This window comes from Terriglobales bacterium, assembly GCA_035651995.1.
Classification (GTDB): domain Bacteria; phylum Acidobacteriota; class Terriglobia; order Terriglobales; family Acidobacteriaceae; genus DASRER01.
In genome coordinates this window covers 22970-46703 of record DASRER010000043.1, presented here as the reverse complement: position 1 = coordinate 46703, position 23734 = coordinate 22970, and the positions used below count along the sequence as shown (strand labels likewise).

Genomic DNA, 23734 nt, shown 5'->3' with positions numbered 1-23734 from the left:
ACCAGTTTACCTGAAAGTTACTTCGGCGGCGGCCCCGGATTTTCCGGCTTCATCGGCGCCGGCGTCTTCGGCCCAGCCTTCCCAGACGCCGTGCCTGCACCCTTAGACACCGGCTTGGCGCCGCTGGCGCGCGCTTTCTGTCCCGGCGCGGCCGGCCTGGCGGGCTCGGCAAATGGATTCGGCGGCTCGACCGCGCTCTCCAGCCACGCCGTGTACCACAGGTTCAGCAGCATCTGCGCGCCGGCGGCCATGCGCGCGCGGACAAACTCCACGCCTTCCGGCGTTCCGGCGTCCTTGAACGCGCCGGTTTTTTCCAACTGGTAGAGCCGTTTCACCTGGCCGTTGGACTCGCGGATGTAGGCCATGTAATCGTCGAACGGATGCTGGAGCTTCACCGGCGGTTTAAGGCGATCGCCGATGTTCTGGAGATCCTTGAGATGGTTCTGGACAAACTGGCCTTCGAAGTTCCAGTGCGTCTTCTTGTCGGTGGTGTAGCCGTTGGGATTCGGGCCGGTCCAGCCGTTGTAATGAACGGTGGCGTGCAGCGGCTGCGAGGCGTCGGCCACGTAGTGCCCGAGCCATCCGGCGTAGAAAACGGCGTTCTGCTCGGCGGGAAGCGTGGGTTTCTTCTCCCGGCGCAGGCGCCGATACTCGCGGAAGGCGACCTTCAGCCGCCCGTAGATCTCCATGGCGATGTAGGGCTGCAAGCCCACGTGTTCGGGCAGAAGCGCCTCGACCTCGGCCGGCTTGGCGCCGGCGGCGACCGCGGCCGCGCGCTTCTCTTCCAGCTTGCGATAGAAGTCGTAGCGTCCCGGCGGCAGCGGTATGCCGGCGATCGTTTCCAGATTCAGGTAGTGGTCGGGCTCCTGCGACTGCTTCAGCTCGGGCTCGGTGTTGAAGCGCCACCGGTCCGGCTCCGGTCCCAGGTACTCGATGCGAGCCCGCGCCGACGCCGTGCGAAAGAACAGCGGCATGCTCTTCGGGACATGGCGCGCGGCCACACCGCTGATCAGCAGGTGTCCTTCATTGCCCCAACTGAAGAGGAATTCGAGGGGAAGAAGCACTGCCGCACACAGCAGCAGCGCCAGCAGGCGGCGCACGAGGTTGGGTCGCATAGGAGAGAAGCACGAACCTAACACAGCCGGGCCAGCCACTGAAACGCTTTCCGCAACTCTGACTGGGAGCGTCGTTCTCCGCTCGATGGCTGCCGGCCAACTCGTCCCCTCATTTCCGGCCAGGGGCGAGTCGGCTGAAAACATTTCTTCCCGCGCCCGTGACGTTGCTTCCTCGAACTCCGGTTTAGGCGCAAAGACAGCATCGAGGTTGCGGTGCAGATCAACGTCGAAGGAAGCTTCCGGTTTTACTGACGAACAGCAACGGGCCCACATCTGTCCTGGGCCGATCTCTGTCGTCTGGAGGTGGGCTTGTCATTGGGGGACCAGGTTTGGTGCCCGGGGACGGAGTCGAACCGTCACGGCCCTTTTGGGGCCTCGGGATTTTAAGTCCCGTGCGTCTGCCAGTTTCGCCACCCGGGCACGCTGCAATTCTAAACGCCGGTTTCGAAGGAGCGATCACTCCCGTGCGAAAAATGCCACCAAAGTCCGATAGACGCCTGCGCGCGGCAGCCGTTACTATGCCAACAGAGTTTGAACATGACCGACGACGGCAGTAGGTGCTGGAACCAACAACGCTGACCGACCTTATCCGTTGAGGACGCTCGTTTCCTGACCGCCCTCGTCCGACAAGGCCCGCCAGCCTGGTCGAGACGCGGGGCACAACTCTCGCCTTTCGCTTCTCGCGCTTCCCTGCTCGTGCCGTCGCTCGAAGGGAGATGACTGTGCGCGAAACACTCATTGAAAATCTGCGCGAAGCCCTGGGGCATCGCGGAAGATCGCTGGATCCGGCGGCCATCGGGAAGCTTGTTGGCGGCCTGCATCCGTCGGATGTCGCGGTGGTCCTCGACGAACTCACCTTGCCTGAGGCGGAACAGGTGTTTCGCCTGCTCGACAACGCGTGCGCCGCCGAGGCGCTCACGCACGCCGCGCCGGCGACCTGCGAGTACCTGCTGCGCACGTCGCCGCCGGCTCGCGTAGTGGCACTGCTCAACCGGCTGCCGGCCGACGAGGCGGCCGAAATCGTCTCGGAAGCAGGCGATGAAGGCCGCCAACTGCTCGCGCTCATGCCCAACGGCAACGCTCGCGACGTCAGGCAACTGCTCGACTATCCGGAGCAGACGGCCGGACGCCTGATGTCGACGCGCTTTGCGGCGGTGCCCCTCGGCATCTCGGCCGGTCGCGCGCTCGACTATGTGCGCGCCAGCGCCGCGACCGCGGAGACGATTGCCGCCGTCTATGTGCTCGACGGCGCCGACCGGCTCGCAGGCGTTTTCAGTATCCGCGACTTGTTGCGCGCGCGTCCGGAGCAGCCCATTGCCGAGATCATGACGCGCGACGTTGTCGCAGTGCACCCGGAAACCGATCAGCAGGAGGTGGCCCAGATCATCTCCCGCTACGACCTTCCGGCGGTCCCGGTCACCGACGCGCAGGAACGGCCGCTGGGCATCGTTACCGTAGACGACGTGCTCGACGTGGTCGCCGAGGAGTTCAACGAGGACATTGCCAGCCTGATCGGCGCCGACGCGGCCGAAATGGACCGCCGCACGCCGGCGCAGGTCGCGCGTCTGCGCCTGCCGTGGCTGCTGGGTACGATGTTGATCGAGCTGGGTGCGGGCGGCATCATTGCGCAGTTCGACAACGTGCTCCGGCAAGTGATTCTGCTGGCATCGTTTATGCCGGTGATTTCGGCGGTTTCGGGAAATGTCGGGCTGCAAGCGGCGACCATGGTCGTCCGCGGGCTCGACACCGGTCACGTGACGCTTGCGAACTGGGCCAAAGCAGTGCGGCGTGAACTGGCCACGGCGCTGGCCATCGCGCTGGTGGCCGGCGGCGCGCTGGCCGCGGTCGCCGTGCTCTGGTCGCGGCGCATCCCGTTTGGCTTTGTGGTGGGCGCGGCGATGATGTGCTCCATCATCACCGCCGGTCTCATGGGCACGGTGATTCCCATGCTCTCGAAGCGCTTCGGGTTCGATCCCGCCACGACGGCTGGACCGTTCGAGACCGCGTTTCAGGACGTGATCGGGTTCTCGGTTTTCCTGGGAATGGCGACGTGGCTGTCGCGGTTCCTTGCATAGCTGATGCCCGAGGCTATGCCTTGCGCAGCAGAATCGCGCGGCGGTCGTCGGTGCGTAAGCCGCTTTCCCACTGCTGGCCGGCGGGGCGCGTCCAGACCACGATGGCGGGCAAGTCCAGGTCGGCGGTGAGCACATGGACGGTGAGTCCCGATTGCATCTCCTTTTCGTGCCGCACGCGGAGGCCGCGCTCGCTCACGTCCAGGACGCGACCGGCGCACAGCACCTTGGCCTCGCCTTCGGTCTGGAGTACGACGACCTGGTCGGCGACGAAGCGCGGGTAGGCGCGGCGCTCGACGGGGTTTTTCGGTCGCTGTGGAGGCGGTTGCGGCATGAGCATGCGGCGGTGATGTGCCAGCCGTCGGCCAGAATTATTCCGCAACGCGAGCTGGCGGGACAGCGGAATCGGGGAGCGCGCATTACAAAGGTCACCTGGTAAAGCAGTGAAAAGTGGATAGTGAATATGCACGCCGGGAGCACTTGGAAGTGGAAAATGGCGAGGATGGCCGGGAGTCGAAGTGAGGCTTTCGGAAAGCGAGCCCGACGCCGATGGCCGCTCTTCTCGCTATTCATTCACTGTCCACTCTCCACTTCCTCAGCGCCCGGTAAGCAGCATGGTGCGGGCATCGTCGGTTCGCAGGCCGCTCTCCCAGCGGTTTTCGATACGGCGGGTCCAGACGACGGTGGCGACCAGGTCCATGCTCGGCGTGAGTACGTGGACCACTCCCCCCGGACTGAGCGGATGATCATGTTCGAGCCGCATGCCCTTCGGGCTGGCGTCGCGCACCCGTCCCGACATCACCAGCGGCTTTTCACCTTCCACGCTGACGACCACCTGCTGATCGGCAAAACAGCGAGGCGCGGCGCGCCGCTCCACCTCCGCCTTCGACGCTGCGCCACGCAGCACCTCTTTGAACATACAGGGCCTCCCTTGCGTACAGGAAACTGCGCCTGGTTCAGCTTACGAAGAAGATGCGCCCGCCGGCGCGGCAAGCTGCCAAACAGGGATTACCAGTGGCGAAGCGATTTCCCAAACTGGTCCGAGTTCTCTTTTTGCTTGGTGCAGGCTGAGCCCGGCTCTACCATCGTTTTGACCCGGACGCCCGGGTTGGCCGGGCCTGCCGGAAACTTTTTCGTCGTCGGTCGTAATGATCGGAAAGAGGCGTCATGTTCTGCAACCAGTGCGGATCTGAGGTAACGCGTGGGATGTCGGCCTGCCCGAAGTGTGGCGCGGTAGTACCGGTCACAACCGCTGTTCCGGTGGCAGGGAGACCCAGCGCGCCGGGGGCGGGGCGGGTTGAGCGGCACATCGGCATTCTGGCGGTATTGTGGATGATTTACTCGGTGCTGCACGCCATCGCGGGCGCGTGCATGCTGCTGGTGTCGCGCGTCATCCTGGCGCACATAGCGGCTGCCGGCGGCGAGGGGCCGCCCCCGTTTGTGCGGCCGCTGATATCGGCAATCGGTTTGGTCATCCTGGTGAAGGGCGCGTTGGGTCTGGCGGCGGGTGTTGGCCTGATGCAGCGCGCCACCTGGGCGCGCATGCTGGCCATCGTGCTGGGCGTGATCAGCCTGATCAATATGCCGTTCGGCACCGCGCTCGGCATTTACACGCTGTGGGTGCTGATGGGCAGCGGCTCGGACCGCGAATACGAACAGCTGGCCGCAGCTGTGTGAAGGGCAGCAGTCAGCACTCAGCACTCAGCAGTCAGCACTCAGCCCCCGAACGGCTTCAGCGAGGGTCGCGGCTTGAGCCGGGATGTGCAAGGGCTGAATGCTGAGTGCTAACTGCTGATTGCTGACTGCTGAGTGCTGCCGTTTACTGGTCCGCGCTGGTTTCGCTCGCCGGAATCAGCTTGAGGGTCAGCGAAGGCTGCGAGCTTTCGCCGATCTCCACGCGCGAGCCGCGGTCTTCATACTTGCGCATGAACTCCGGGTCCTGCCACGCCCCGGCTTCGATCTGCTCAAACGCATAAACGCGATACTTGCCCGGCGTAATGCCGCGAACGGAGAAGTGTCCGTACTGGTCCGAGCGTCCCGAGGCGAAGAGGCGGCCCAGCTCGTTCTTGCGCTCGGGCACCAGCACCACCTGAGCGCCGGCCCACGGCTTGTGGTCGCCATCTTCCACCGCGCCCTGTACCGCGCCGGCATTCTGGCTGACGACGATCTCCAGCGGCTGCAGCTTGGCGCCGGTCTGGACCACCAGTTCCTTGTCGAGCAGGTCCTGGTTCCCCATGCGGACGGACTTCAGATACGAGGTCTCGCCGGCGTTGTTCACGTTCACGCGGTAAGACCCCTGGCCGAGGTTCTCGATGACGAAGCTGCCGTCATCTTTCACGCGGGCTGAGCCGCCAAAGCCCGAGAGCGGCAGGAACGTGGCCTGCGTCAGCAACACCGTGACCGGCGGGCGCCCGGCCGGGAGTGGCGGCCCCTCGATGCGCACCTGGCCTTCGATCGTGGAACCGGCGGAAAGAACCAGCTGCACGCCTTCCACATCCTGCGTGCCCACGTCGAGGTTCATGTAGGCGCTGTAGCGCTTGCCTTCATCCATTTGCTGCGTCATCAGGACGTAGGCGCCGGGCAGGATGCCGCGCAACTGGAATTCGCCTTCCGCGTTCTGGACGTAGGCTGTCGAGGAAAAATTGCCGAAGAAGCCGCTGGTGATGGAGCTTCGTGGCAGGACAAAGACCGAGGAATTGATCGCGGGTTTTCCGGTTGCGGCGTTGATCACCCGGCCGCGCACGCTGACCGCGCGCTGCGGAACGAGCTGAAAATCAACCTCCTGCTCCTCGCCCGCCCGCACCAGCATGGCCTGGGCGCTGGCGGCATCCGTCGTGGCCGGGTAGTAGGTGGTTGGATAGCTCATGTCGGCTTCGGTGCTCACTGTGCCGTCGCGAACGAACTCGACCTGGCCGGGATCGCGATAGGTGGCGCTGACGTAGTACTTCCCCGGCGGCAGGTCGTGGATGCGATACATGCCGCGGTCGTCGGTCTGACCGTAGCCGCGCGGACGCAGCATGCGCTGCCCACGCTGGTATCCGTACTGCATCGCCTGCACGCCGACGTAGCTGAGCGGCTCGCCGTCATTGTCGAGCACGCGGCCGCTGATGACGGCGGCGCGCGTCATGCGCAGCGCGATGTCTTTCGTGTTCGACCCCGGCGCCAGCGTGAGCGGTGTTCCCGGCCGGTTCGCGGCTGTGGCGCCGTAGTACTGCTGCGCGTATCCGTTGCGCGTGGCGCTCAGCGTGTAGCGCCCGGAGTCAAGTTCTTTAAAGATGAAATGACCTTCCTGGTCGGTGGTCGCCACAAATTGGCGCATGCGCTGCGCGGCTTGGTTCGTGCCGGGCGTCTGCGGCGTGAGGGTCTGCTCGCGAACCATAATGACGCGCGCCTTCCTCAGCGGCTCACCGGTGTCGGCCGCCAGCACGCGGCCTTCGAGCGTGCACAGCTCCGCCGGCTTGGCGGTGAGCGGCGCGGGCGTCTTCGGCGTGCTCATCGATGGCGCCGGGTTTTGGCCGTGTGCGGCCGTGGTGGCTGCTAGGGCGATCCATAAGACGAGTTGCCGCCGCGAAACGTGCATGCGCAACAACCTCCAGGGCAAGCTGTGCCGAGGAACGAAGGCCCGCGGGATTATTGCTGAGTTCCTGAAGATTGGGGTAGGTCAATTAACGCCATGCGCGCCAATGGTTCGTATCCACGCCGTAGGGTGACGATAACCAGTCACTTTGGCCTTAAGCTGCTGAAAAATAAACTAGTTGCAGTGGAGTCCAGGGAGAATGCCTGGACCTGCCCTCCGGGCGAGGCCCCTCTACCCTCTTCTAAGCATCAGCAAACAAAGCGTTTACTATTAAACCAATGCCCCATTTTCTGATTGCTACAAGGGCGCGGTTCGCGTAAAATAACCGGTCTTTTTGAGCGCGGTTTCTGTCCGTGAACATAGGTCGCGGGTCTTTGTAACCTCGTGAATCCAAAATACGACCCGGGGAATCCAAATTTGCGTAGGCCCGGTGCAAGGGCGGTTTTGATACCCGATCAGTTGATAAGGACCTTTTAGAAAGAGGCAGGACTCATCCATGGCTAAGCGACGCGGCAATCCAAACTGGGGCAAGCCGGAGCCGATTGGCCCGGTCACTCCCACCATCACCGAGTTCGAGCAGGTGGTGAAGGAGTTCAAGCTCCAGCCCGACCAGTACATCCGCTCCACCCGTTTGCGCGAATGGGCGCGGCGCAACAAGAACTCGAAGTTCATCCCCGAGCCACTGCTCGAGGCCTGGGGTTTCGAGATCGAATCCACTCTGTAACTGCTCCTGCAAGCGGAAAACAGGCCGCCGGAAACGGCGGCCTGTTTCTTTTTCCGCGCTCACGGACGGGGCCCGGCGACGCCCTGACGGCCAGCAGCCGCCGGTTTGACGCTACTTTTGCCTGCGTGAGATATTGAGTGGCTTTTTCACGCTGCCCCGTGCAGTGGGGCCCAACGTCGCCTTCGGAGCCGCCCGATTGGTCCGCATCGTCCCGCGTGACGTCAAGTTTTTCGACATGTTTGCCCAGATGGCCGGGAACCTTACCGAAGGCGCCCGCCTGCTGGCCGACATCCTGGCCAACTACAACAGCTCTGATCCGCGCCTGCAGAAGATCAAGGACGTGGAGCACCGTGGCGACGAGATGACTCACGCCATCCTCACCAAGCTCAACCAGACGTTCATCACCCCCTTCGACCGCGAGGACATTCATCACCTGGCGTCGTCGCTTGACGACGTCCTCGACTTCGTCAATGCGGCCGGAGAGCGCTTGCAGGTCTACAAGATCACCAACCCGCCGCCGGCGGCGGCCGAATTGGCGCAGCTCATCGTCCGCCAATGCGAGCAACTGGAGAAGGCCATGGCGCTGCTCGACCGCAACAAAAGCGGCGTCCTGAACTACTGTGTGGAGATCAACCGCCTGGAAAACGAAGCCGATGGCGTTGCCCGCGAGGCGATCGGGCGGCTGTTCGAGCGTGAAAAAGATCCCATCGCGCTGATCAAGCTGAAAGAGCTGTTCGAGGTGCTCGAGACGGCCACCGACAAGGCCGAAGACGTGGCCAACGTGCTGGAGACCGTGGTGCTGAAGAGCACGTGAGCCGCAATTCGGATCGTCCTGCTTTGATTTCCCTTTTGGCTTCGCGCGAGCCGTTGTTCTCGCGGACATCGTCGCAAGCGGAGATATAAGGACACAGTGGAAACCTCCACCTGGCTGCTGCTGATCACGGTCCTGACCGCGCTGATATTCGACTTCCTGAACGGCTTCCACGACGCGGCCAACAGCATCGCGACCGTGGTCTCCACGCGCGTGTTGTCGCCACGCCTGGCGGTGGTGTGGGCGGCGGTGTTCAACTTCCTGGCCGCGTTCTTCCTGGGCACGGCGGTCGCCAAGACCATTGGCAAGGGGATGATCCACCTGGAGGTGGTCACACAGTACGTCGTCCTTGCCGGGCTGGTCGGCGCGATCGTGTGGGACCTGCTCACGTGGTGGTGGGGACTGCCGACTTCGAGTTCTCACGCGCTGATCGGCGGCTATGCCGGCGCCGCCGTGGCCCGCGCCGGTTTTGGCGCCATCCTGCCCGAGGGCTGGACCAAGACGCTCATCTTCATCGTGGTGGCGCCGGTCATGGGCATGGTGCTGGCGCTGGTGTTCATGACCACCGTCTACTGGCTTTTCCGGAACAAGGCGCCGCAACAGGTGGACTCATGGTTCCGAAAGGCGCAGCTGCTTTCCGCGGCCGCCTATAGCCTGGGACACGGCGGCAACGACGCGCAGAAGACCATGGGCATTGTGGCCGGCGCCCTCTACACCGCCGGGTTGATGAGCAAGCAGGAGGTCGCGACGAACTGGGGCGTCTACCACTGGCCAATTATTCTCGCCGCGCACTTGGCGATCGCCCTTGGAACGTACTTTGGCGGCTGGCGCATCGTGCACACCATGGGCTCGAAGATCACCAAGCTGAAGCCGGTGGGCGGCTTTTGCGCCGAAAGCGCCGGCGCCGTCACGCTCTTCGGCACCGCGCTGGCCGGCATTCCCGTCTCGACCACGCACACCATCACCGGCGCCATCATCGGCGTAGGCGCGATCAATCGCCTGTCAGCGGTGAGGTGGGGCGTTGCCACGCGCATCGTGTGGGCGTGGATCTTGACCATTCCGGCGTCGGCCGCCGTGGCCGCGCTGGTCTACTGGGCGATTCGGTTCTTCCATCCGGGAGCCTAGCTCAATTTCAAAATACAAAGTGAAAATCAATGCCAAGTGCGGCGCTGCTGACGCGCCCAACACCTGGGGGTGGTCCCTAATTTTGAATTTTTAGTTTTGAATTGGCGATCGGCACCTGCTCCACGATCTTCACCGCGAAGCCTTCCAGGGCGGCCACGCGCCGGGGGTGGTTCGTCAGCAGGCGGATGCTGTGCAGGTTCAGGTCCGAGAGGATCTGCGCGCCGATGCCGATCTCGCGCTGGGTGGTGCGCTGGTGCTCGAGGCGCTGCGGATCGCGCACTTCGCGGTGGAAGGTGAGGACGCGCTGCCCGTCCACGCGCTCCACGGTAAAGCCCCGGCCGGTGGAGTGCAGATAAATCACCGCGCCGAGCCCTTCCTTGGCGATCCGCTTCATGGATCCTTCCAGCGACTCGCGGCAGCCGCACCAGGTGGCGCCAAAGATGTCGCCGGCAACGCAGTGCGAGTGCATGCGCACCAGCACCGGCCCGGAGGCGTGCTCCACGTCGCCGCGCACCAGCGCCATGTGGGTGGAGCCGTCGCTTTCGCTCTCGTAGGCGATCATGCGGAAGTCGCCGAAGCGCGTGGGCAGCAGCGACTCGCCAACCCGGCGCACACAGCGCTCGTGCTGCAGCCGGTAGCGGATGAGTTCGGCCACCGTCAGCATCTTCAGGTTGTGCCTGCGGCAGAACTCGATGAGGTGCGGCACGCGCGCCATGGTGCCGTCTTCATTCATGATCTCGCAGATCACGCCCGCCGGAACCAGTCCGGCCATGCGCGCCAGATCGACGGCCGCTTCCGTCTGCCCGGCCCGCACCAGCACGCCGCCCTTTTTCGCCTTCAGCGGAAAAATGTGACCGGGGCGCGCCAGGTCGCCGGGGCGCGACTTGGGATCGATCGCCACCTGAATCGTATGGGCGCGGTCGTAGGCGCTGATGCCTGTCGTCACGCCTTCGCGCGCGTCGATCGATTCGCAAAACGCGGTGCCGTAGTTGCTCGTGTTCTCCACCGTCATGGGGCCGATGCGCAGGTGGTCGAGCCGCTCTTCGGTCAGCGCCAGGCACACCAGCCCGCGGCCCTCGCGCGCCATGAAGTTGATCGCTTCCGGCGTGACTTTTTCGGCAGCCAGCGTCAGGTCGCCCTCGTTTTCGCGGTCTTCGTCGTCCACCACCACGACCATGCGTCCATCGCGGATGTCGGCGATGGCGGTGGGGACGTCGCTAAATGGCGCCTGCGGTGACATGGCTGGAGGAAGCAATTTTAGCAGCTACGGAGCAAATTTTTGCCGGTGCTGCGCGGTGAGAGAGCTGCGCTGCCCTATAATTCCGCCCTTCGGAGGGATCATGAAGAAGTTCACGTCTGTCCTCTTATTGGTGTTCTCGGCCGCGATCTCGGCGTCCGGCGAGACCGGCTACAAGGTGGTTGCCAAATATCCCATTCCCGGCGACGGCGGCTTCGACTACGTGTACATCGACAGCGCCGCGCGCCGCGTCTACCTCTCGCACGGCACGCAGGTGGACATCGTGGACGCCGACTCCGGAAAAGTGGTTGGCGCCATCGCCGACACGCCCGGCGTGCACGGCGTCGCCGTCGCGCCCGAGTTCAAGCACGGCTTCACCAGCAACGGCCGCGAGAACAAGGTCTCCATGTTCGATCCCGCCACACTGGCGCTGATCAAGAAGATTGACGTGGGCAAGGGCCCCGACGGCATCTACTACGATCCCGCGACAAAGCGCGTGTTCACCAACAACCACGGCACGCACGACATCACCGCCATTGACGCTTCCACTGGCGAGGTCGTCGGCACGGTCAAGCTGGAAGGCGACGGCGAGCAGGCCGTGATCGGCTCGAACGGACTGATCTACGTGAACAGCGAGGAGAGCGGCGAGGTCGTGGTGTTCGATCCCAGGTCGCTCGAAGTGAAAAACCGCTTCGCCATCGGCGTCGCCAAGGTGCCGACCGGCCTGGCATACGACAGCAAAACCAACCGTCTGTTCATCGGCACGCGCGACGAGCCCAGGATGGTGGTGATGGACGCCGCCAATGGCAAGGTCATCGGCAGCTTCCCCATCGGCAAGGGCGTGGACTACGCGGCGTTCGATCCGTCGTCGAACCTGGTTATGTTCTCCTGCGGTGAAGGCGTGCTGAACCTCTTCCACGAGAAGTCGGCCGACCAATACGAAGACGCGGGCGCAGTGAAGACGCAGCCCGGCGCCAGGACCATGGCATTCGACCCCAGGACGAAGAAGGTGTTCCTTTCCGCGGCCGAGTACGTGGAAACGCCTGCGGCCGACCCGTCACAGCGTCCTCGGCGCACCATCAAGCCGGGGTCGTTCGTGATCCTGGTAGTGGGCAAGTAACGTTTTCCGCTCCGGCGGCGGCGCATTGCGCGCTCCGCAGCGGCGGAGTACGATGCGCATTTCCTGCTTCCTAGCGCGGGCGTCTTACTCTTGACACGTCATCTTCCGGCGATGTGCTCATTGCTGTTGCTGCTGCCCCAGCCGGCGGCGGCGCAGCAGGCGCTCGACCTGAAGACTGCGCTTGCGGCAGCCCAGACGGGCAACCTGGAGCTGCGCGCCGCGCGCCAGCAGCGCGCCATTGCGCTGGCCGGCATCACCACGGCGCGACAGCTGCCCAATCCTGCGCTGGGATTCACGGCCGCGCGCGATACGCCGCACGAAGGCGTCGCGCTCGACCTGCCTATCGAACTCGGCGGCAAGCGGTCCAAGCGCATCGCGCTGGCGCAGGAAGAGCAGAAAGCCATCGAGGTCGACATCGGCGTGCTGGAGCGGCAGGTGCGCCGCCGCACGCGCGAGGCGTTCTTCCGCTCCCTGGTGGCACGCGCGCAAAGCCAACAGGCGAAGACCGCGCTCGACCTGGCCAACCGCACGCGCGACATCGCGCAGAGCCGCTTCGATGCCGGCGACGTCGCCCAGCTCGACGTGTTCCAGGCCGACGTCGAGGCCGCCCGCGCCGCCGCCGATTACCAGCTGACCGTGCAGGCGCAGCGCTCGGCCGATGTCCTGCTGGCGGCGCTGCTGAATCGGCCCCTGAGCGATCAGCTTGGGCTGGCCGGCAACGCCGAGGAATTGCCGCCGGCCGCGACGCTCGAGACGGTCACGGCGCAAGCCATGGAGTCGAACTCCGATCTGCTGAAGACGTCGCAGGACCTGCGCAGCGAAGAACGCCGCCTGGCCCTGGCCAGGGCGCAGCGCATCCCGAACGTAGATCTCTCCGCCGGCGCCGACTTCAATTCGCCCCCGGACTTCCAGGCCGGCGCCAAAGGCGGGATCACCGTGACGCTACCGCTGCTCTACCACGGCCAGGGCGAAGTCGCCGCGTCCAGCGCGCGGCTCGAGCTGCTTCGCCTCACGCTTGGCTTTCAGCGCATCAATGCCTCGGCGCAGGTGGCCGCGGCCTATTACGACTACCTCGCCAAGGCCAACCAGGCGCAGCAGTACTCGCAGCGCATCGTGCCGGAGATGGTCCGGCTGCTGGAGATGGCCGAGGAAAGCTACCGCTCCGGAAAGAGCAACCTGCTCACGCTCATTGACGCGCAGCGCCGCCTGAGCGACACACGCAAGTCCTATTTGGACACGCTTCTCGCGGCGCATACTTCCTTTGCCGCGCTGGAGGAAACCGTGGGAGCGCCCCTTGACTAACGCTCGCCGACGTCTTTTGTTCCCACTCGCGCTCACGCTCGCGCTCTCCGCCTGCGGCAAGAACGCCGCGGAAGAAAAAACCGAGAGCGCGGTGCCGGAAGTCACGGTCACGAAGGTGAAGAAGGGCGAGATTGCGGCCAGCCTGATCGTTACCGGCAACCTGGCCTCGCTCCCGAATCGCGACGCCAAGATCGCGCCGCTGGTGCCGGGACGCATCGCGCGCGTCTCGGTGGTTGAGGGCGACCGCGTCGCCGCCGGACAGGAGCTGGCGGAACTCGACAGCACGCTGCTGCGCGAACAGGAACGCCAGACCGAAGCCGCAGTGGCCCAGGCGCAGGCTTCGTTGAACAACGCCCGCATCGCCGAGCAGCGCGAGGAAGGCCTGCTGGGGCGCGGCATCTCGTCGCGCAAAGAAGTGGAAGACGCGCGCACCGCCGCGGCCGTGGCCGAGGCCACGCTGAAGCAGGCGCAGGCGGCGCTGGCCACCGCGAAGGCGCAACTCGAGCGCGCCATCGTGCGGGCGCCCTTCGCCGGCACCGTGGTGCGGCGCTTCGTCAACGCCGGCGAGCAGGTGGACGGCACCGCGGCGCAGCCGGTGGTCGAGGTCGCCGACGTCAATCCGCTCGAGCTTCTCGGCACTGTACCCGCAACGCGGCTGGGCGAGATCAGGACGGGCGAGAAATTCCAGGTCGAAACCAATGCGGCTTCCGGAAGCAGGTTCACCGCCGTCGTCGTTTCGGTTCTCCCGGCGGTTGATCCCGCCACGAACAATGGCACGGTGCGCATCCGCATCGAGAACCCAAGCGCCGCTCTCAAGCTGGGCGAATTCCTCTCCGTCGAGTTGCCGCTCAGGCAGCGTGGGCCGCGCCTGGTGCTGCCGCGTGCCGCCGTCTATCCCGACGAGAACGGAGCGCCGCACGTCTACAAAGTCAACGGCGACTCGACCGAGTTCGTGCCGGTCGAAATCGGCATTCAGACCAGGGACGCGGTCGAAGTCCTCTCCGGCGTGAACGAGGGCGACACCGTGGTGCTCACCGGCGGATACGGCCTGCCGGAAAAAGCAAAAGTGCGGATTCGGCAATGAACCTGGTCCGGGCATGCCGCAACAACAGCCGCGCGGTGTTTCTCCTGACCGCGATGCTGACAATGGCCGGGGCCGTCGCGCTCACGCGCCTGCCCAGCAATATTTATCCGGAGCTGAACTTCCCGCGCATCGTTGTTCTTGTGCACGCCGGCGACCTCTCGCCCGAAACGATGCTGCTCACCGTCACGCGGCCCATCGAAGAGCAGGTCTCGACCGTGCTCGGCGTCCGCCGCGTGCGCTCGCGGACGATCCGCGGCGGCAGCGAGATTTCCGTGCTGTTCAGCGACAACATGGACATGCAGCAGGCGCTGCAACTGGTGCAGGCGCGCGTCAACGAAGCCCGCGCCAACCTGCCGCCCGATACCGAGATCCAGGTCGAGCGCCTGAGTCCAACCGTGTGGCCCATCCTCAGCCTGGTGCTGAACGGCAACGTCCCCGACGCCGACCTGCGCGACTATGCCGTCTACAACCTGCGTCCAGCGTTCAGCCGCGTGCCCGGCGTCGCCCGCGTGGAGGTTGACGCCACCGACACGCGCGAGATCTCCGTCGTCATCGATCCGCAGAAGGCGCTTGCGCACCGGCTCAGCCTTACCGACATCGCGGACCGCCTGAAGGCGACCAACAACATCTCGAGCGTTGGCCGCCTCGACGCCAACTATCAGCAGTTTTTGGTGCTTACCAACTCGCAGTACAGGAGCGTGGACGACATCGGCAACACCGTGGTCGGCGCCGACGCCACCAACCCTGTGCGCCTGCGCGACATTGCCATCGTGCGCGAAGGCACGGCCGACCGGCGGACCCTGGTCACCGGCAACGGCAAGCCGGCAGCCATCATTAACGTGACGCGCCAGATCGGCGGCAACATCCTGAACGTGGCAAGGCAGGTGAAGGACATCGCGTTTTCCTCGGCGAACCTTATCCCCGCCACGCTGCACCTCTCGGTGGTGTACGACCTGGCCGAGTTCGTGGCTGAATCGATCGCCAGCGTGCGCGATGCCATCATCATCGGCGCGGTGCTGGCAGTGGTAGTCCTGTTCGTCTTCCTGCGCGACCTGCGCATCACCGTGGTCGCCGCCCTCAGCCTCCCGCTGACGGTGATCGCCACGTTTTTCTTCGTCGCGCTGCTCGGCGGCACCTTGAACCTGATGTCGCTCGGCGGGCTGGCCATCGCCATCGGTCTGGTGATCGACGACGCCGTCGTGGTCGTCGAAAACATCTACCGTCACATCGGCCAGGGTGAGACCGCCGAAGCCGCCGCCGAAAAAGGCACGCAGGAGTTGATCGGCCCGGTGGTGGGCTCCACGCTCACTACGGTTGTCGTTTTCCTGCCGCTCGGGTTCTTGAAGGGCGCCGTCGGCGAGTTCTTCGTGGCGCTGTCGGTCACCCTCACCGCGTCCGTGCTGCTCTCTCTGGTCTTTTCGCTGTTCCTGGTGCCGCTCGTCGCGGAATTTCTACTGGGGCGCAGCAGCTTTCGCGAGTCGTCCGCGCGGTTCATCGAGCCGGTGAACCGGCTGTACGAGCGCGGCATCCGCTGGGCGCTCGGCCGCAGGCTCGTGGTCAGCGCCGCCGCGGCCCTAATGATCGCCGCCGCCGTGGTCGCATACCTGAACCTCGGCACCGGTTTCTTGCCCGAGATGGACGAAGGCGGCTTCGTCATCGACTACTTGACGCCCGCCGGCACATCGTTGAGTGAAACCGACGCGCTGGTGCGCCAGATCGAAGCCAAAGTCGCCAAGCTGCCGGAGTTGGCGGCATTCTCGCGCCGCACCGGCGCCGAGCTCGGCCTGTTTGCCACCGAGCAGAACAAGGGCGACATTTTGGTCAAGCTCAAGCCGCGCTCGGAGCGCAACCGCAGCGCCGACGAGATCATGGCCGGCCTCCGCCAGCAGATCACCTCCGGCATCGCCGGCGTGGACGTGGAGTTCATCCAGATTCTGCAGGACATGCTCGGTGATCTGGAAGGTTCGCCCGAGCCGGTCGAGGTGAAGATCTTCGGCAACAACAGCGACGAGTTGAACCGCATCGCCGACGAGCTCGGCCCGCGGATCGAGAAAGTCGCCGGCATCGTGGACTTCAAGGGCCCGCGGCGCGGCAATCCTGAGCTGGTCATCAATGTTGACCCGGCGCTGGCGGCGCACGTCGGGCTGACGGTGGACCAGGTCTCGCAGCAGGTGAGCTCGGGCCTGCTGGGAAACTCGGCGACCGACTTCCGCCTGAGCGACCGGCTGATTCCCATTCGCCTGCGCTATCCCGACGCGTTTCGCTTCCAGGAAGCCAGCATCCGGCAATTCCCCATCGTGACGCCCGCCAAGCAGACCGTGCCGCTGCAGTCGCTGGCAAGCATCGGGCAATCGCGCGGGCAAAACGAGCTGCTGCGCGAGAACCAGCGCCTGATGGTGGTGCTCACCGCGCGCCTGGAGAACCGCGACCTGGGCAGCGCCATCGCCGACGTGCGAAAAATCCTGGGCGACGCCCGGCTGCCCGTCGGCTACACGTGGGAGATCGGCGGCCAGTACGAGAGCCAGCAAAGCTCGTTCCGCGAGCTGTTGTTCGTGCTGGCGCTTTCCATCGCGGCAGTCTTCACCGTGCTGGTGATTCAGTTCCGCGCGTACCTGCCGGCGCTGGTCATCATCTCGGCCGCGCCCATGTCGCTGGTCGGCGTCTTTCTGCTGTTGCTCGTCACGCGCACGCCGCTCAACGTGTCTTCCTTCATGGGCATCATCCTGATGGTGGGGCTGGTGGTAAAGAACGGCATCATCCTGTTCGAGTACTACGAGCGGCTGCACGGCACCATGCCGGTCAGCGAAGCGCTCGTGGCCGCCGGGCGCATCCGCCTGCGCCCCATTCTGATGACCACCCTGTGCACGCTCTTCGGACTGCTGCCCCTGGCGCTGGGCATCGGCTCCGGCGCCGAGCTGCAGAAGCCGCTGGCCATCGCGGTGATCGGCGGGCTCACAGTCTCCACGCTGATCACGCTGGTCGCGATCCCGGTCTTCTACAGCTCGGTGCAGAGGATCGCGACCCCGCCGGAGGCCGGGCAGAACTGATTCCCGCGCCGGCGACTGATGCTGTCGCTTTCCGCTGCCCTTTCGGCGGCGATGCCTCTTCCCTGGTGAGCCAAATTGATGTCTGGCTTGAACCCGGCCGCGTTCAGTCGGCCGTTCACGTCTTGGCCGCGAAGTGGTTGAAGACGAATACGTCCCTGGCCGCGAAGGGCATCCGCACGCGGCGGCAGGGAATCTAACCCCCTGATGTTCACAAGAGCATTTTGGAACCGGATGCGCCGTCTGGCGGCGCCGCTGGTGGCTGCCGGTATGTTTTTCGGTTGCGGCGGCTCATCGTCTTCCGGCGGTGGGACGACGGCCGGCTCCCCGCCGCCGGAGGCGGTCCAAGCTCAAGCGACGCCGATCTATCTCGTCGTGCTGGAAAACACATCGTACGCATCTGTCATCGGCAACCCGGTGATGCCCTTCTTTAATTCCCTGCCGGCGCGCGGCGCGCTGGCAACGGCCTACTTCGGCAACACCCACCCGTCGCTGCCCAACTACTTCATGCTCACCACCGGCCGGCTGATCGCCGGCGACGACAGCTTCTCCGGCACGGTCGATTCCGATAACGTCGTGCGCCAGCTCGCGGCCGCCGGAAAGACCTGGCACGCGTACCTGGAGAGCCTGCCGTCTCGCGGATATCTGGGCGATGACGTTTATCCCTATATCAAGCACCACAATCCGTTCGCATATCTCACCGACGTCGTCAACAATCCAGCGCAGGCGGGGAACCTGCGGCCATTTTCCGAGTTCGCGGCCGATTCTGCCGCGGACCGCGTCGCGGACTTCAATTTCATCGTCCCCAACAACCTGCACAATGCACACGACTGCCCCGACGGCACATCGAACTGCTCCCTGAGTGTGAAACTCGCTGCGGCCGACGGCTGGCTGGGTTCACATATCGGTCCGTTGCTCGGGAGCAGCTCGTTCAACCAGCACGGCCTGCTGATCATCCTGTTCGATGAAGGCGCCGTTCATGACACGCAAAACGGCGGCGGACACGTTGCCTGCCTTCTCATCGGACCTGCCGTGCGGCAGGGCCTGCAATCCGCGACTTTGTTCCAGCACCAGAGCACGCTTCGCCTGGTGCTCGAGTTGCTCGGCGCCGGCGGGCTGCCGGGAGCGGCCGGCGGAGCAGCCCCGATGAACGGATTCTTCAGCGTCGGCTGAGCGTCGGGCAGGCTACGGCTCGGGACCGTACCCCAGGCCATGCAGCAGCGTGTTGGCCTCGGTGAGCGAGGCAACGACGAAGAAGTTCGGACGCGACGACCGTACCATCTTCTTGTAGCCGCGCGCCATCTCCCGCGCCAGCGGCGCGGGCGCCACCACGATGTGCGGCGTCTGCTCGCTGAACAGGCTTTTGCTTTGCGCCAGCCGGGAAAGCGTCTCCGGAGAAATGGACGCGGTCAATGCGGCTGCGCTCAAGTCCACCACGTCGGCGAACTCGGGGTTGAAGTCGGGATCGCCCTGGATGGTCGCCTGGTGGCGCAGCAGTTCGTCGCCGGTCACAGGACCGTGGAAGGTGGAGTAAACGATCCGCCGCCGCGGATCGATCTTCACAATGGCCGGCATGCAGGAAAGTCGAAGGGCCATCTTCTCATGTCCGGGAAGTCGCGGAACGCGTTCACGGAGAAGCTAAGGGATTTGCCTGAGGCAAAAAAAAATCGGGAGCGGCGACGTGCCGCTCCCTTGCTCTGCTCAGGCCAACTTGGCCGGCGCGCGCTCCTCAGCTGGGCTTGCGCACCAGAATGTCGCTATCGCGGATGAAGAACTGTGCCGAGCACTGGTCCGATCCGCAGATCACCGGCAGCAGTCCCGCGATCTGGCGCTTGGTGATCAGGCCCAGCGAGCCGCATTCGGGGCAAGCGAGCACGGCCCAGTAGGGATCTTCGCTCTCGCCCACCTCGCCGGCATTTTCCAGAACGAACAACGTGCCCGGGCCCATCTGCTCGGGGATCCACTCGTTCAGGACGTTGATCTCTGCGACCATGGCACCTCCGTGTTCGGTGATCGGGTTGCTGTCGTTTCAGAGCCCGGCCGATCGGGTGCTGCTTGTATTGAACGCTTCCAGCGGGCTGAGAAGCGCCCTTTCCCGCCGTCCGCTCCAAACCTAAGTAACCGCCACAACACCCCGCCGGTAACTACCCGGCGCGGCGCCGCACGCTCGGCTGCACACGCGCGCGCGCAGCTGGCTTGCGCCGAGCCGCCCGCCCATTGCGCCGGCCCCTTGCATCGAGGCCGCGCAGCTCCGCTTTCACCTGGCGCACCGTGTCGCTCAGGCAGACGGCGAACATGGGCTGGCGCGCGTTCTTCAGAATGTCAATCACCTGCCGGGCCGAGGTTTCCAGGTACACCGTGCGACCGTCGGTGAGCAGGTGGCAGTCCGAGCCGGCGCTGACCGTGTCCACCAGCCGCTTGCCAAGCTCGCGCTGCAGGAAGCGCATCACCTTGCGCACGCGCTGCAGCGAGAAGCCCTTGCGCCGCAGCTCGCAGATGACGGCGATTTCGGCGAGGTCGGCCATCGAGTAGAGCCGGTTGCGCCCCTCGCGCGCCGGCGCCACGATGCCGCGCTCATCCCACCACTGCAGCTGGCGCGGCGTGATGCCCGTCAGCTCCACCACCCGGTTCGACGTGTACCCTTTTTCCATGCGCAAACAAAAAACTGCAAAAATGTTTAAAACATTCTAGGGGTCAATTGTGTGATGTCAACGGGATTCAGGGGTAACGGAGAGGATTCCTGAGGAAAAACGGGAGTTGCAGTCATCCTGCGCGAGTCCCGAGCGAAGGCGAGGGGCGAGTCGTAAGGATCGCTGCCTCACCCAGCACTCGCGGATCGAGTAGGGATCCTTCGACTTGCCGTCGCCTGCGCTCCGGCGGCGCTCAGGATGACCGAAAAGAGCCGCCGCCCACGAAGTGCACAATCTCCAGCCGATCGCCGTCGGCGACCGGTGTCGAAGACCACTGCCCCCGTGGCACGATGTCGCGATTCAATTCCACCGCCACGCGATCAGCTTTCATGGCGAGTTGGGCGACCAGGTCGGCCACGCTCGCCAGTTGCGGAAACTCGCGCTCTTCTCCGTTGATGATGAGGCGCATCTCAGTTCACAGTTTACCGTTTTCAGTTCACAGCAAACCAAGCCGCCGCTGAATGGGCCTGAACTGTGAATTGTGAATTGTGAACTGTGAACTGTGAACTGTGAACTCGCGACCTACGCGCCCGACGTCCCGCCGTGCTCCTCGGGATGCAGCACATCATCCACCTTCCCTGCCCGCACGGCTTCGACCACGAGCTTGTGCTGCGCCTTGAGCAGCTCGTGCATCTTGTCTTCCGAGAAGCCGGGCTGGCCCACCTGCTCGGCGTAGGACGTGGCGCGCTTGCCGAGAATGCGGCCGCGCACGAAGACCTGCGTTTGCAGAAGCTGCTGGCGCTGGCGCGCCTCGCTCTGCACGTGATAGACCGTGTCGCCGTTTTTTACTTCCGTGTTAAACCCGAAAATGGTCACCGTGGCCGCCTGCGCACCGCACTGTGAAACGCCGCTAAACACGCGGCTTTCAGCAACTTGACACCCGTGAGCGTGAAATCTATAACTGAATGTTTCCCTGTCGCAGCGCGCGCATTATATACAGTGCGTTCTTATGCCTGAAAACTATTTCGCCCGCTACGTGCCGCTGCTCCTTCAAGGCTGCGTGGCGTTGTTGATCGCGGGCGCGATGGTGACCCTCTCCTGGCTGCTCGGCAAGCACCGGCCCAGCCGCGTCAAACTCCAGCCCTACGAATGCGGCATCACGCCCACCGGCGACGCCCGCCAGAGCTTCTCGGTGAAGTTCTACCTCGTCGCTATGCTGTTCATCCTGTTCGACGTGGAAGCCGTCTTCCTCTACCCCTGGGCGGTGATTTTCCGCGAGCTGAAGATGTTCGGATTCTGGGAGATGCTGGTGTACATCGGCATCGTGCTGGTCGGCTTCTTCTACGTATGGAAGAAAGGCGTCCTCGACTGGGCGGGCGAAAGCCGATCGCGGAGCGCTTCCTGGGGTGCGAATCATGATTGACCCCGCCATCACCGACCTGGCCCAGCTTGGCCAGCAGCCCACGATCGCCGCGCTGCAAGCCTGGAACCCGGCCGCGGTACAGTCGGCCAGGCTCGACCGCGGCGAACTCACCGTCTGGATCGAGCGTGCCTATCTGCGCGAGGCCTGCGCCCTGCTGCGCAGCGGCCTGAAGTTCACCGCGCTCGCCGACCTGACCTGCGTGGACTGGTATCCAAGCGAGCCGCGCTTCGAGGTCGTCTATCACCTGCTCTCGATGGAGCGCAAAGACCGCGTGCGGCTGAAGGTCCGCCTGGCGGGCACGGACCTCGACATTGAATCAGTGACCGGCGTCTGGCCGGCGGCGAATTTTTTTGAGCGCGAGGTCTTTGACCTGTTCGGCGTGCGCTTCTCCGGGCATCCGAACCTGAATCGCCTGCTCATGCCGCAGGACTGGAAGGGACATCCGCTGCGCAAGGACTATCCGGTGGAGGGATACCGCTGACGATCTTGTGATTTGTTATTTGTGATTTGCTATTGAGCGCGCTGCGCCTCGATCGGCAAAACAATTGACAAATAACAAATGACCAACAGCAAATAACAAATGGCACACCTGACTCCCACTCCCGTTCTCGAGCCCGGCCAGGACCGCACCATGATCCTGAACATGGGCCCGCAGCATCCGTCCACGCACGGCGTGCTGCGCCTGCTGCTGGAAATTGACGGCGAGAACGTGGTGCGCATGATGCCTGACATCGGCTACCTGCACACCGGCATCGAGAAGACGTGCGAGGCCAAGTTCTACCAGCAGGTCGTCCCGCTCACCGACCGCATCGACTATCTCTGCCCCATGACCAACAACCTGGCCTACTGCCTGGCGGTCGAAAAGCTCCTCGGCCTGGAGGTTCCGCCGCGCGCGCAGTGGATCCGCGTGATGCTCAACGAGCTCACCCGCATCTCGTCGCACCTGGTATGGCTGGGCACACACGCGCTCGACATCGGCGCGATGTCGGTCTTTCTTTATTGCTTCCGCGAGCGTGAAGACATCCTGCGGCTGTTCGAAGCCGTGAGCGGCCAGCGCATGATGACGTCGTACTTCCGCGTGGGCGGGCTGGCGCTGGAGCCGCCGCTCGGCTTCATGGACCGCGTCCGCAAGTTCGCCGACCGCTTCCCCGATCGCGTGGACGAGTACGAGGCCCTGCTCACCGGCAATCCCATTTTCCAGGGACGCCTCAAGGGCGTGGCCCACATATCGGCCGGCGACGCCATCGCGCTCGGCGTCACCGGCCCCACGCTGCGCGCCAGCGGCGTGGACTGGGACCTGCGCCGCGACCAGCCCTACTCCGGCTACGAACATTTCAAATTCAACGTGCCGATCTCGCGCGACGGCGATGTGTGGGCGCGCTACATCGTGCGCGTGCAGGAGATGCGCGAGTCCATCGCCATGGTTCGCCAGGCGCTCGACGGCATGCCCGAAGGCCCAGTGAAAGCCGACGCGCCCAAGGTCGTCCTGCCCGATCGCGACAAGATGAAGACGCAGATGGAGGCGCTCATCTACCACTTCAAGATCGTCACCGAAGGCTTCGCGGTGCCGGCGGGCGAGGTCTACATGCCCATCGAATCGCCGCGCGGCGAAATGGGCTACTACGTGGTCAGCGATGGCACGGCGAAGCCATACCGCGTCCACATGCGCGCTCCATCGTTCGCGAATTTGCAGGCGCTTGCGCCCATGTGCGAAGGCCGCTTGATCGCCGACGTGGTCGCCGCCATCGGGAGCATCGACATCGTGCTGGGAGAAATAGACCGATAACGACACTGCGGATGAGTCTGTGCTGTGGTGGGAGCTTTTGTTGGAAGCAGGCTGCGTAGAAAAGGAGCCATCGTACCCTTACTGCAAGAAGCGCGCGAACTGACCGCAATCTTTACGGCTTCGCAGAATACCGCACGGTCAGGCCGTTGATTCGGCAGTTCGGCAATTCGGCGGTTCGGCAGTCAGAAACGACTTTGCAAATGCCACCGGTCTCCGACCAACTCGATCGCTTCTTCACCGAGAAAATGCGTGATTACCCCACGCAACGATCTTTTCTCGTGCCGATGCTCCTCTACACGCAGGACGAACTGGGCTACCTGACCGAAGAGGCCATCGCCTACATCGCCGAAAAGACCGCGCTGACCGAACTCGAGGTGCGCAACGTGATCAGCTACTACTCCATGCTGACCACCCGGCCCCGCGGACGCTTCCACGTGCAGGTGTGCACCAACATCAGCTGCCTGCTGCGCGGCGGCGATGAAGTGTTCGACTACTGCCGCGAAAAACTCGGCATCGGCCACAAACAGACCACGCCCGACGGCCTCTTCACGCTGGAAGAAGTGGAGTGCATCGGCGCCTGCTCCTGGGCCCCGGCAATGCAGGTGAACTACGACTTTTACGAAAACCTGACGCAGGAAAGCGTCGACGCAGTCTTTGATCAGCTGAGAGCTAAGGGCCAATAGC

24 protein-coding genes and 1 tRNA gene are annotated in these 23734 nt (G+C 64.3%); 14 read left to right on the top strand and 11 right to left on the bottom strand.

The features are described from left to right. Nucleotides 1-17: 17 nt before the first annotated feature. Both VFA60_14725 and VFA60_14720 read right to left on the bottom strand, forming a co-directional pair. Nucleotides 18-1115: a nuclease gene (locus VFA60_14725; GenBank protein HZQ93044.1), complete on the bottom strand. Its 1098-nt coding sequence runs from the start codon at nucleotides 1113-1115 to the stop codon at nucleotides 18-20. A gap of 330 nt (nucleotides 1116-1445) precedes the next feature. Further along, nucleotides 1446-1535 (bottom strand) — tRNA-Leu (locus tag VFA60_14720). A gap of 302 nt (nucleotides 1536-1837) precedes the next feature. Here VFA60_14720 and mgtE point away from each other — a divergent pair. Next, the gene (gene mgtE / locus VFA60_14715; protein ID HZQ93043.1) at nucleotides 1838-3190 is read left to right on the top strand and encodes a magnesium transporter; all 1353 of its coding nucleotides are present in this window, start codon (nucleotides 1838-1840) and stop codon (nucleotides 3188-3190) included. Between the two features lie 13 nt (nucleotides 3191-3203). Here the strand turns inward: mgtE and VFA60_14710 are convergent, their stop codons facing one another. Together VFA60_14710 and VFA60_14705 are read right to left on the bottom strand one after the other, a co-directional pair. Then, a complete protein-coding gene (locus VFA60_14710; protein HZQ93042.1) occupies nucleotides 3204-3527 on the bottom strand; it encodes a PilZ domain-containing protein in 324 nt (107 codons plus the stop codon). Between the two features lie 255 nt (nucleotides 3528-3782). Further along, on the bottom strand, nucleotides 3783-4106 hold the full coding sequence (locus tag VFA60_14705) for a PilZ domain-containing protein (GenBank protein ID HZQ93041.1): 324 nt from the start codon (nucleotides 4104-4106) through the stop codon (nucleotides 3783-3785). Nucleotides 4107-4447: 341 nt separating this feature from the next. Here VFA60_14705 and VFA60_14700 point away from each other — a divergent pair, with 341 nt between their 5' ends. Continuing rightward, complete coding sequence (locus VFA60_14700) at nucleotides 4448-4864, top strand: hypothetical protein (protein ID HZQ93040.1); 417 nt, start codon at nucleotides 4448-4450, stop codon at nucleotides 4862-4864. A gap of 142 nt (nucleotides 4865-5006) precedes the next feature. On the opposite strand, the gene VFA60_14695 is transcribed toward VFA60_14700, so the two are convergent. Further along, nucleotides 5007-6683 (bottom strand): carboxypeptidase-like regulatory domain-containing protein, encoded by a 1677-nt coding sequence (locus VFA60_14695; protein HZQ93039.1) that lies wholly within the window; start codon nucleotides 6681-6683, stop codon nucleotides 5007-5009. A gap of 577 nt (nucleotides 6684-7260) precedes the next feature. Here VFA60_14695 and VFA60_14690 point away from each other — a divergent pair. The 3 genes from VFA60_14690 to VFA60_14680 all read left to right on the top strand — a co-directional run bounded on the left by VFA60_14690 (nucleotide 7261) and on the right by VFA60_14680 (nucleotide 9424). Continuing rightward, nucleotides 7261-7488 carry a hypothetical protein gene (locus tag VFA60_14690; protein HZQ93038.1) on the top strand — a complete coding sequence of 76 codons (228 nt, stop codon included), beginning with the start codon at nucleotides 7261-7263 and terminating at the stop codon, nucleotides 7486-7488. Between the two features lie 196 nt (nucleotides 7489-7684). Next, on the top strand, nucleotides 7685-8302 hold the full coding sequence (locus tag VFA60_14685) for a DUF47 family protein (protein ID HZQ93037.1): 618 nt from the start codon (nucleotides 7685-7687) through the stop codon (nucleotides 8300-8302). 96 nt (nucleotides 8303-8398) lie between these two features. Further along, on the top strand, nucleotides 8399-9424 hold the full coding sequence (locus VFA60_14680) for an anion permease (protein HZQ93036.1): 1026 nt from the start codon (nucleotides 8399-8401) through the stop codon (nucleotides 9422-9424). A gap of 76 nt (nucleotides 9425-9500) precedes the next feature. Here VFA60_14680 and ribB read toward each other — a convergent pair whose 3' ends face one another. Next, a complete protein-coding gene (gene ribB / locus VFA60_14675) occupies nucleotides 9501-10664 on the bottom strand; it encodes a 3,4-dihydroxy-2-butanone-4-phosphate synthase (GenBank protein HZQ93035.1) in 1164 nt (387 codons plus the stop codon). Nucleotides 10665-10764: 100 nt separating this feature from the next. On the opposite strand from ribB, the gene VFA60_14670 reads away from it, so the two are divergent. From VFA60_14670 to VFA60_14650, 5 genes are all read left to right on the top strand, one after another. Then, on the top strand, nucleotides 10765-11781 hold the full coding sequence (locus VFA60_14670; GenBank protein ID HZQ93034.1) for a YncE family protein: 1017 nt from the start codon (nucleotides 10765-10767) through the stop codon (nucleotides 11779-11781). Between the two features lie 111 nt (nucleotides 11782-11892). Then, nucleotides 11893-13083 carry a TolC family protein gene (locus VFA60_14665; protein HZQ93033.1) on the top strand — a complete coding sequence of 397 codons (1191 nt, stop codon included), beginning with the start codon at nucleotides 11893-11895 and terminating at the stop codon, nucleotides 13081-13083. 16 nt (nucleotides 13084-13099) lie between these two features. Next, nucleotides 13100-14167: an efflux RND transporter periplasmic adaptor subunit gene (locus tag VFA60_14660; GenBank protein HZQ93032.1), complete on the top strand. Its 1068-nt coding sequence runs from the start codon at nucleotides 13100-13102 to the stop codon at nucleotides 14165-14167. Beyond that, nucleotides 14164-17214 carry an efflux RND transporter permease subunit gene (locus tag VFA60_14655; protein ID HZQ93031.1) on the top strand — a complete coding sequence of 1017 codons (3051 nt, stop codon included), beginning with the start codon at nucleotides 14164-14166 and terminating at the stop codon, nucleotides 17212-17214. Before VFA60_14660 ends, VFA60_14655 begins: the two co-directional genes overlap by 4 nt. 231 nt (nucleotides 17215-17445) lie before the next feature. Next, entirely contained in the window at nucleotides 17446-18384 is a 939-nt protein-coding gene (locus VFA60_14650) for an alkaline phosphatase family protein (protein ID HZQ93030.1), read from the top strand. Between the two features lie 12 nt (nucleotides 18385-18396). Here VFA60_14650 and VFA60_14645 read toward each other — a convergent pair whose 3' ends face one another. The 5 genes from VFA60_14645 to VFA60_14625 form a co-directional block, all read right to left on the bottom strand. Beyond that, on the bottom strand, nucleotides 18397-18807 hold the full coding sequence (locus tag VFA60_14645) for a hypothetical protein (protein ID HZQ93029.1): 411 nt from the start codon (nucleotides 18805-18807) through the stop codon (nucleotides 18397-18399). A 133-nt stretch (nucleotides 18808-18940) separates the two neighbouring features. Further along, complete coding sequence (locus tag VFA60_14640; GenBank protein ID HZQ93028.1) at nucleotides 18941-19204, bottom strand: hypothetical protein; 264 nt, start codon at nucleotides 19202-19204, stop codon at nucleotides 18941-18943. Between the two features lie 151 nt (nucleotides 19205-19355). Continuing rightward, a complete protein-coding gene (locus VFA60_14635) occupies nucleotides 19356-19862 on the bottom strand; it encodes a MerR family transcriptional regulator (GenBank protein ID HZQ93027.1) in 507 nt (168 codons plus the stop codon). 232 nt (nucleotides 19863-20094) lie between these two features. Then, nucleotides 20095-20310 carry a sulfur carrier protein ThiS gene (thiS, locus tag VFA60_14630; GenBank protein ID HZQ93026.1) on the bottom strand — a complete coding sequence of 72 codons (216 nt, stop codon included), beginning with the start codon at nucleotides 20308-20310 and terminating at the stop codon, nucleotides 20095-20097. 113 nt (nucleotides 20311-20423) lie between these two features. Further along, nucleotides 20424-20717 (bottom strand): hypothetical protein, encoded by a 294-nt coding sequence (locus VFA60_14625; protein ID HZQ93025.1) that lies wholly within the window; start codon nucleotides 20715-20717, stop codon nucleotides 20424-20426. Between the two features lie 133 nt (nucleotides 20718-20850). Between VFA60_14625 and VFA60_14620 the strand changes: the two genes are divergently transcribed. The 4 genes from VFA60_14620 (at nucleotide 20851) to VFA60_14605 (ending at nucleotide 23733) form a co-directional block, all read left to right on the top strand. Continuing rightward, complete coding sequence (locus VFA60_14620; GenBank protein HZQ93024.1) at nucleotides 20851-21264, top strand: NADH-quinone oxidoreductase subunit A; 414 nt, start codon at nucleotides 20851-20853, stop codon at nucleotides 21262-21264. Further along, nucleotides 21257-21745: an NADH-quinone oxidoreductase subunit C gene (locus VFA60_14615; protein HZQ93023.1), complete on the top strand. Its 489-nt coding sequence runs from the start codon at nucleotides 21257-21259 to the stop codon at nucleotides 21743-21745. The genes VFA60_14620 and VFA60_14615 overlap by 8 nt, the downstream gene beginning before the upstream one ends. A 99-nt stretch (nucleotides 21746-21844) precedes the next feature. Continuing rightward, nucleotides 21845-23050 carry an NADH dehydrogenase (quinone) subunit D gene (gene nuoD / locus VFA60_14610; protein ID HZQ93022.1) on the top strand — a complete coding sequence of 402 codons (1206 nt, stop codon included), beginning with the start codon at nucleotides 21845-21847 and terminating at the stop codon, nucleotides 23048-23050. A 200-nt stretch (nucleotides 23051-23250) separates the two neighbouring features. Then, nucleotides 23251-23733, top strand: coding sequence for an NAD(P)H-dependent oxidoreductase subunit E (locus VFA60_14605; protein ID HZQ93021.1), 483 nt, complete (start codon nucleotides 23251-23253; stop codon nucleotides 23731-23733). Nucleotide 23734: the final 1 nt, after the last annotated feature.

Excerpts from the sequence above, each read along its gene's own strand:
- VFA60_14725 (HZQ93044.1), bottom strand. The coding sequence starts at position 1,115 with ATGCGACCCAACCTCGTGCGCCGCCTGCTGGCGCTGCTGCTGTGTGCG.
- VFA60_14710 (HZQ93042.1), bottom strand. The coding sequence starts at position 3,527 with ATGCTCATGCCGCAACCGCCTCCACAGCGACCGAAAAACCCCGTCGAG.
- VFA60_14705 (HZQ93041.1), bottom strand. The coding sequence starts at position 4,106 with ATGTTCAAAGAGGTGCTGCGTGGCGCAGCGTCGAAGGCGGAGGTGGAG.
- VFA60_14695 (HZQ93039.1), bottom strand. The coding sequence starts at position 6,683 with ATGAGCACGCCGAAGACGCCCGCGCCGCTCACCGCCAAGCCGGCGGAG.
- VFA60_14690 (HZQ93038.1), top strand. The coding sequence starts at position 7,261 with ATGGCTAAGCGACGCGGCAATCCAAACTGGGGCAAGCCGGAGCCGATT.
- ribB (HZQ93035.1), bottom strand. The coding sequence starts at position 10,664 with ATGTCACCGCAGGCGCCATTTAGCGACGTCCCCACCGCCATCGCCGAC.
- VFA60_14670 (HZQ93034.1), top strand. The coding sequence starts at position 10,765 with ATGAAGAAGTTCACGTCTGTCCTCTTATTGGTGTTCTCGGCCGCGATC.
- VFA60_14665 (HZQ93033.1), top strand. The coding sequence starts at position 11,893 with ATGTGCTCATTGCTGTTGCTGCTGCCCCAGCCGGCGGCGGCGCAGCAG.
- VFA60_14655 (HZQ93031.1), top strand. The coding sequence starts at position 14,164 with ATGAACCTGGTCCGGGCATGCCGCAACAACAGCCGCGCGGTGTTTCTC.
- VFA60_14650 (HZQ93030.1), top strand. The coding sequence starts at position 17,446 with ATGCGCCGTCTGGCGGCGCCGCTGGTGGCTGCCGGTATGTTTTTCGGT.
- VFA60_14645 (HZQ93029.1), bottom strand. The coding sequence starts at position 18,807 with ATGGCCCTTCGACTTTCCTGCATGCCGGCCATTGTGAAGATCGATCCG.
- VFA60_14640 (HZQ93028.1), bottom strand. The coding sequence starts at position 19,204 with ATGGTCGCAGAGATCAACGTCCTGAACGAGTGGATCCCCGAGCAGATG.
- VFA60_14635 (HZQ93027.1), bottom strand. The coding sequence starts at position 19,862 with ATGGAAAAAGGGTACACGTCGAACCGGGTGGTGGAGCTGACGGGCATC.
- thiS (HZQ93026.1), bottom strand. The coding sequence starts at position 20,310 with ATGCGCCTCATCATCAACGGAGAAGAGCGCGAGTTTCCGCAACTGGCG.
- VFA60_14620 (HZQ93024.1), top strand. The coding sequence starts at position 20,851 with ATGCCTGAAAACTATTTCGCCCGCTACGTGCCGCTGCTCCTTCAAGGC.
- VFA60_14615 (HZQ93023.1), top strand. The coding sequence starts at position 21,257 with ATGATTGACCCCGCCATCACCGACCTGGCCCAGCTTGGCCAGCAGCCC.
- nuoD (HZQ93022.1), top strand. The coding sequence starts at position 21,845 with ATGGCACACCTGACTCCCACTCCCGTTCTCGAGCCCGGCCAGGACCGC.
- VFA60_14605 (HZQ93021.1), top strand. The coding sequence starts at position 23,251 with ATGCCACCGGTCTCCGACCAACTCGATCGCTTCTTCACCGAGAAAATG.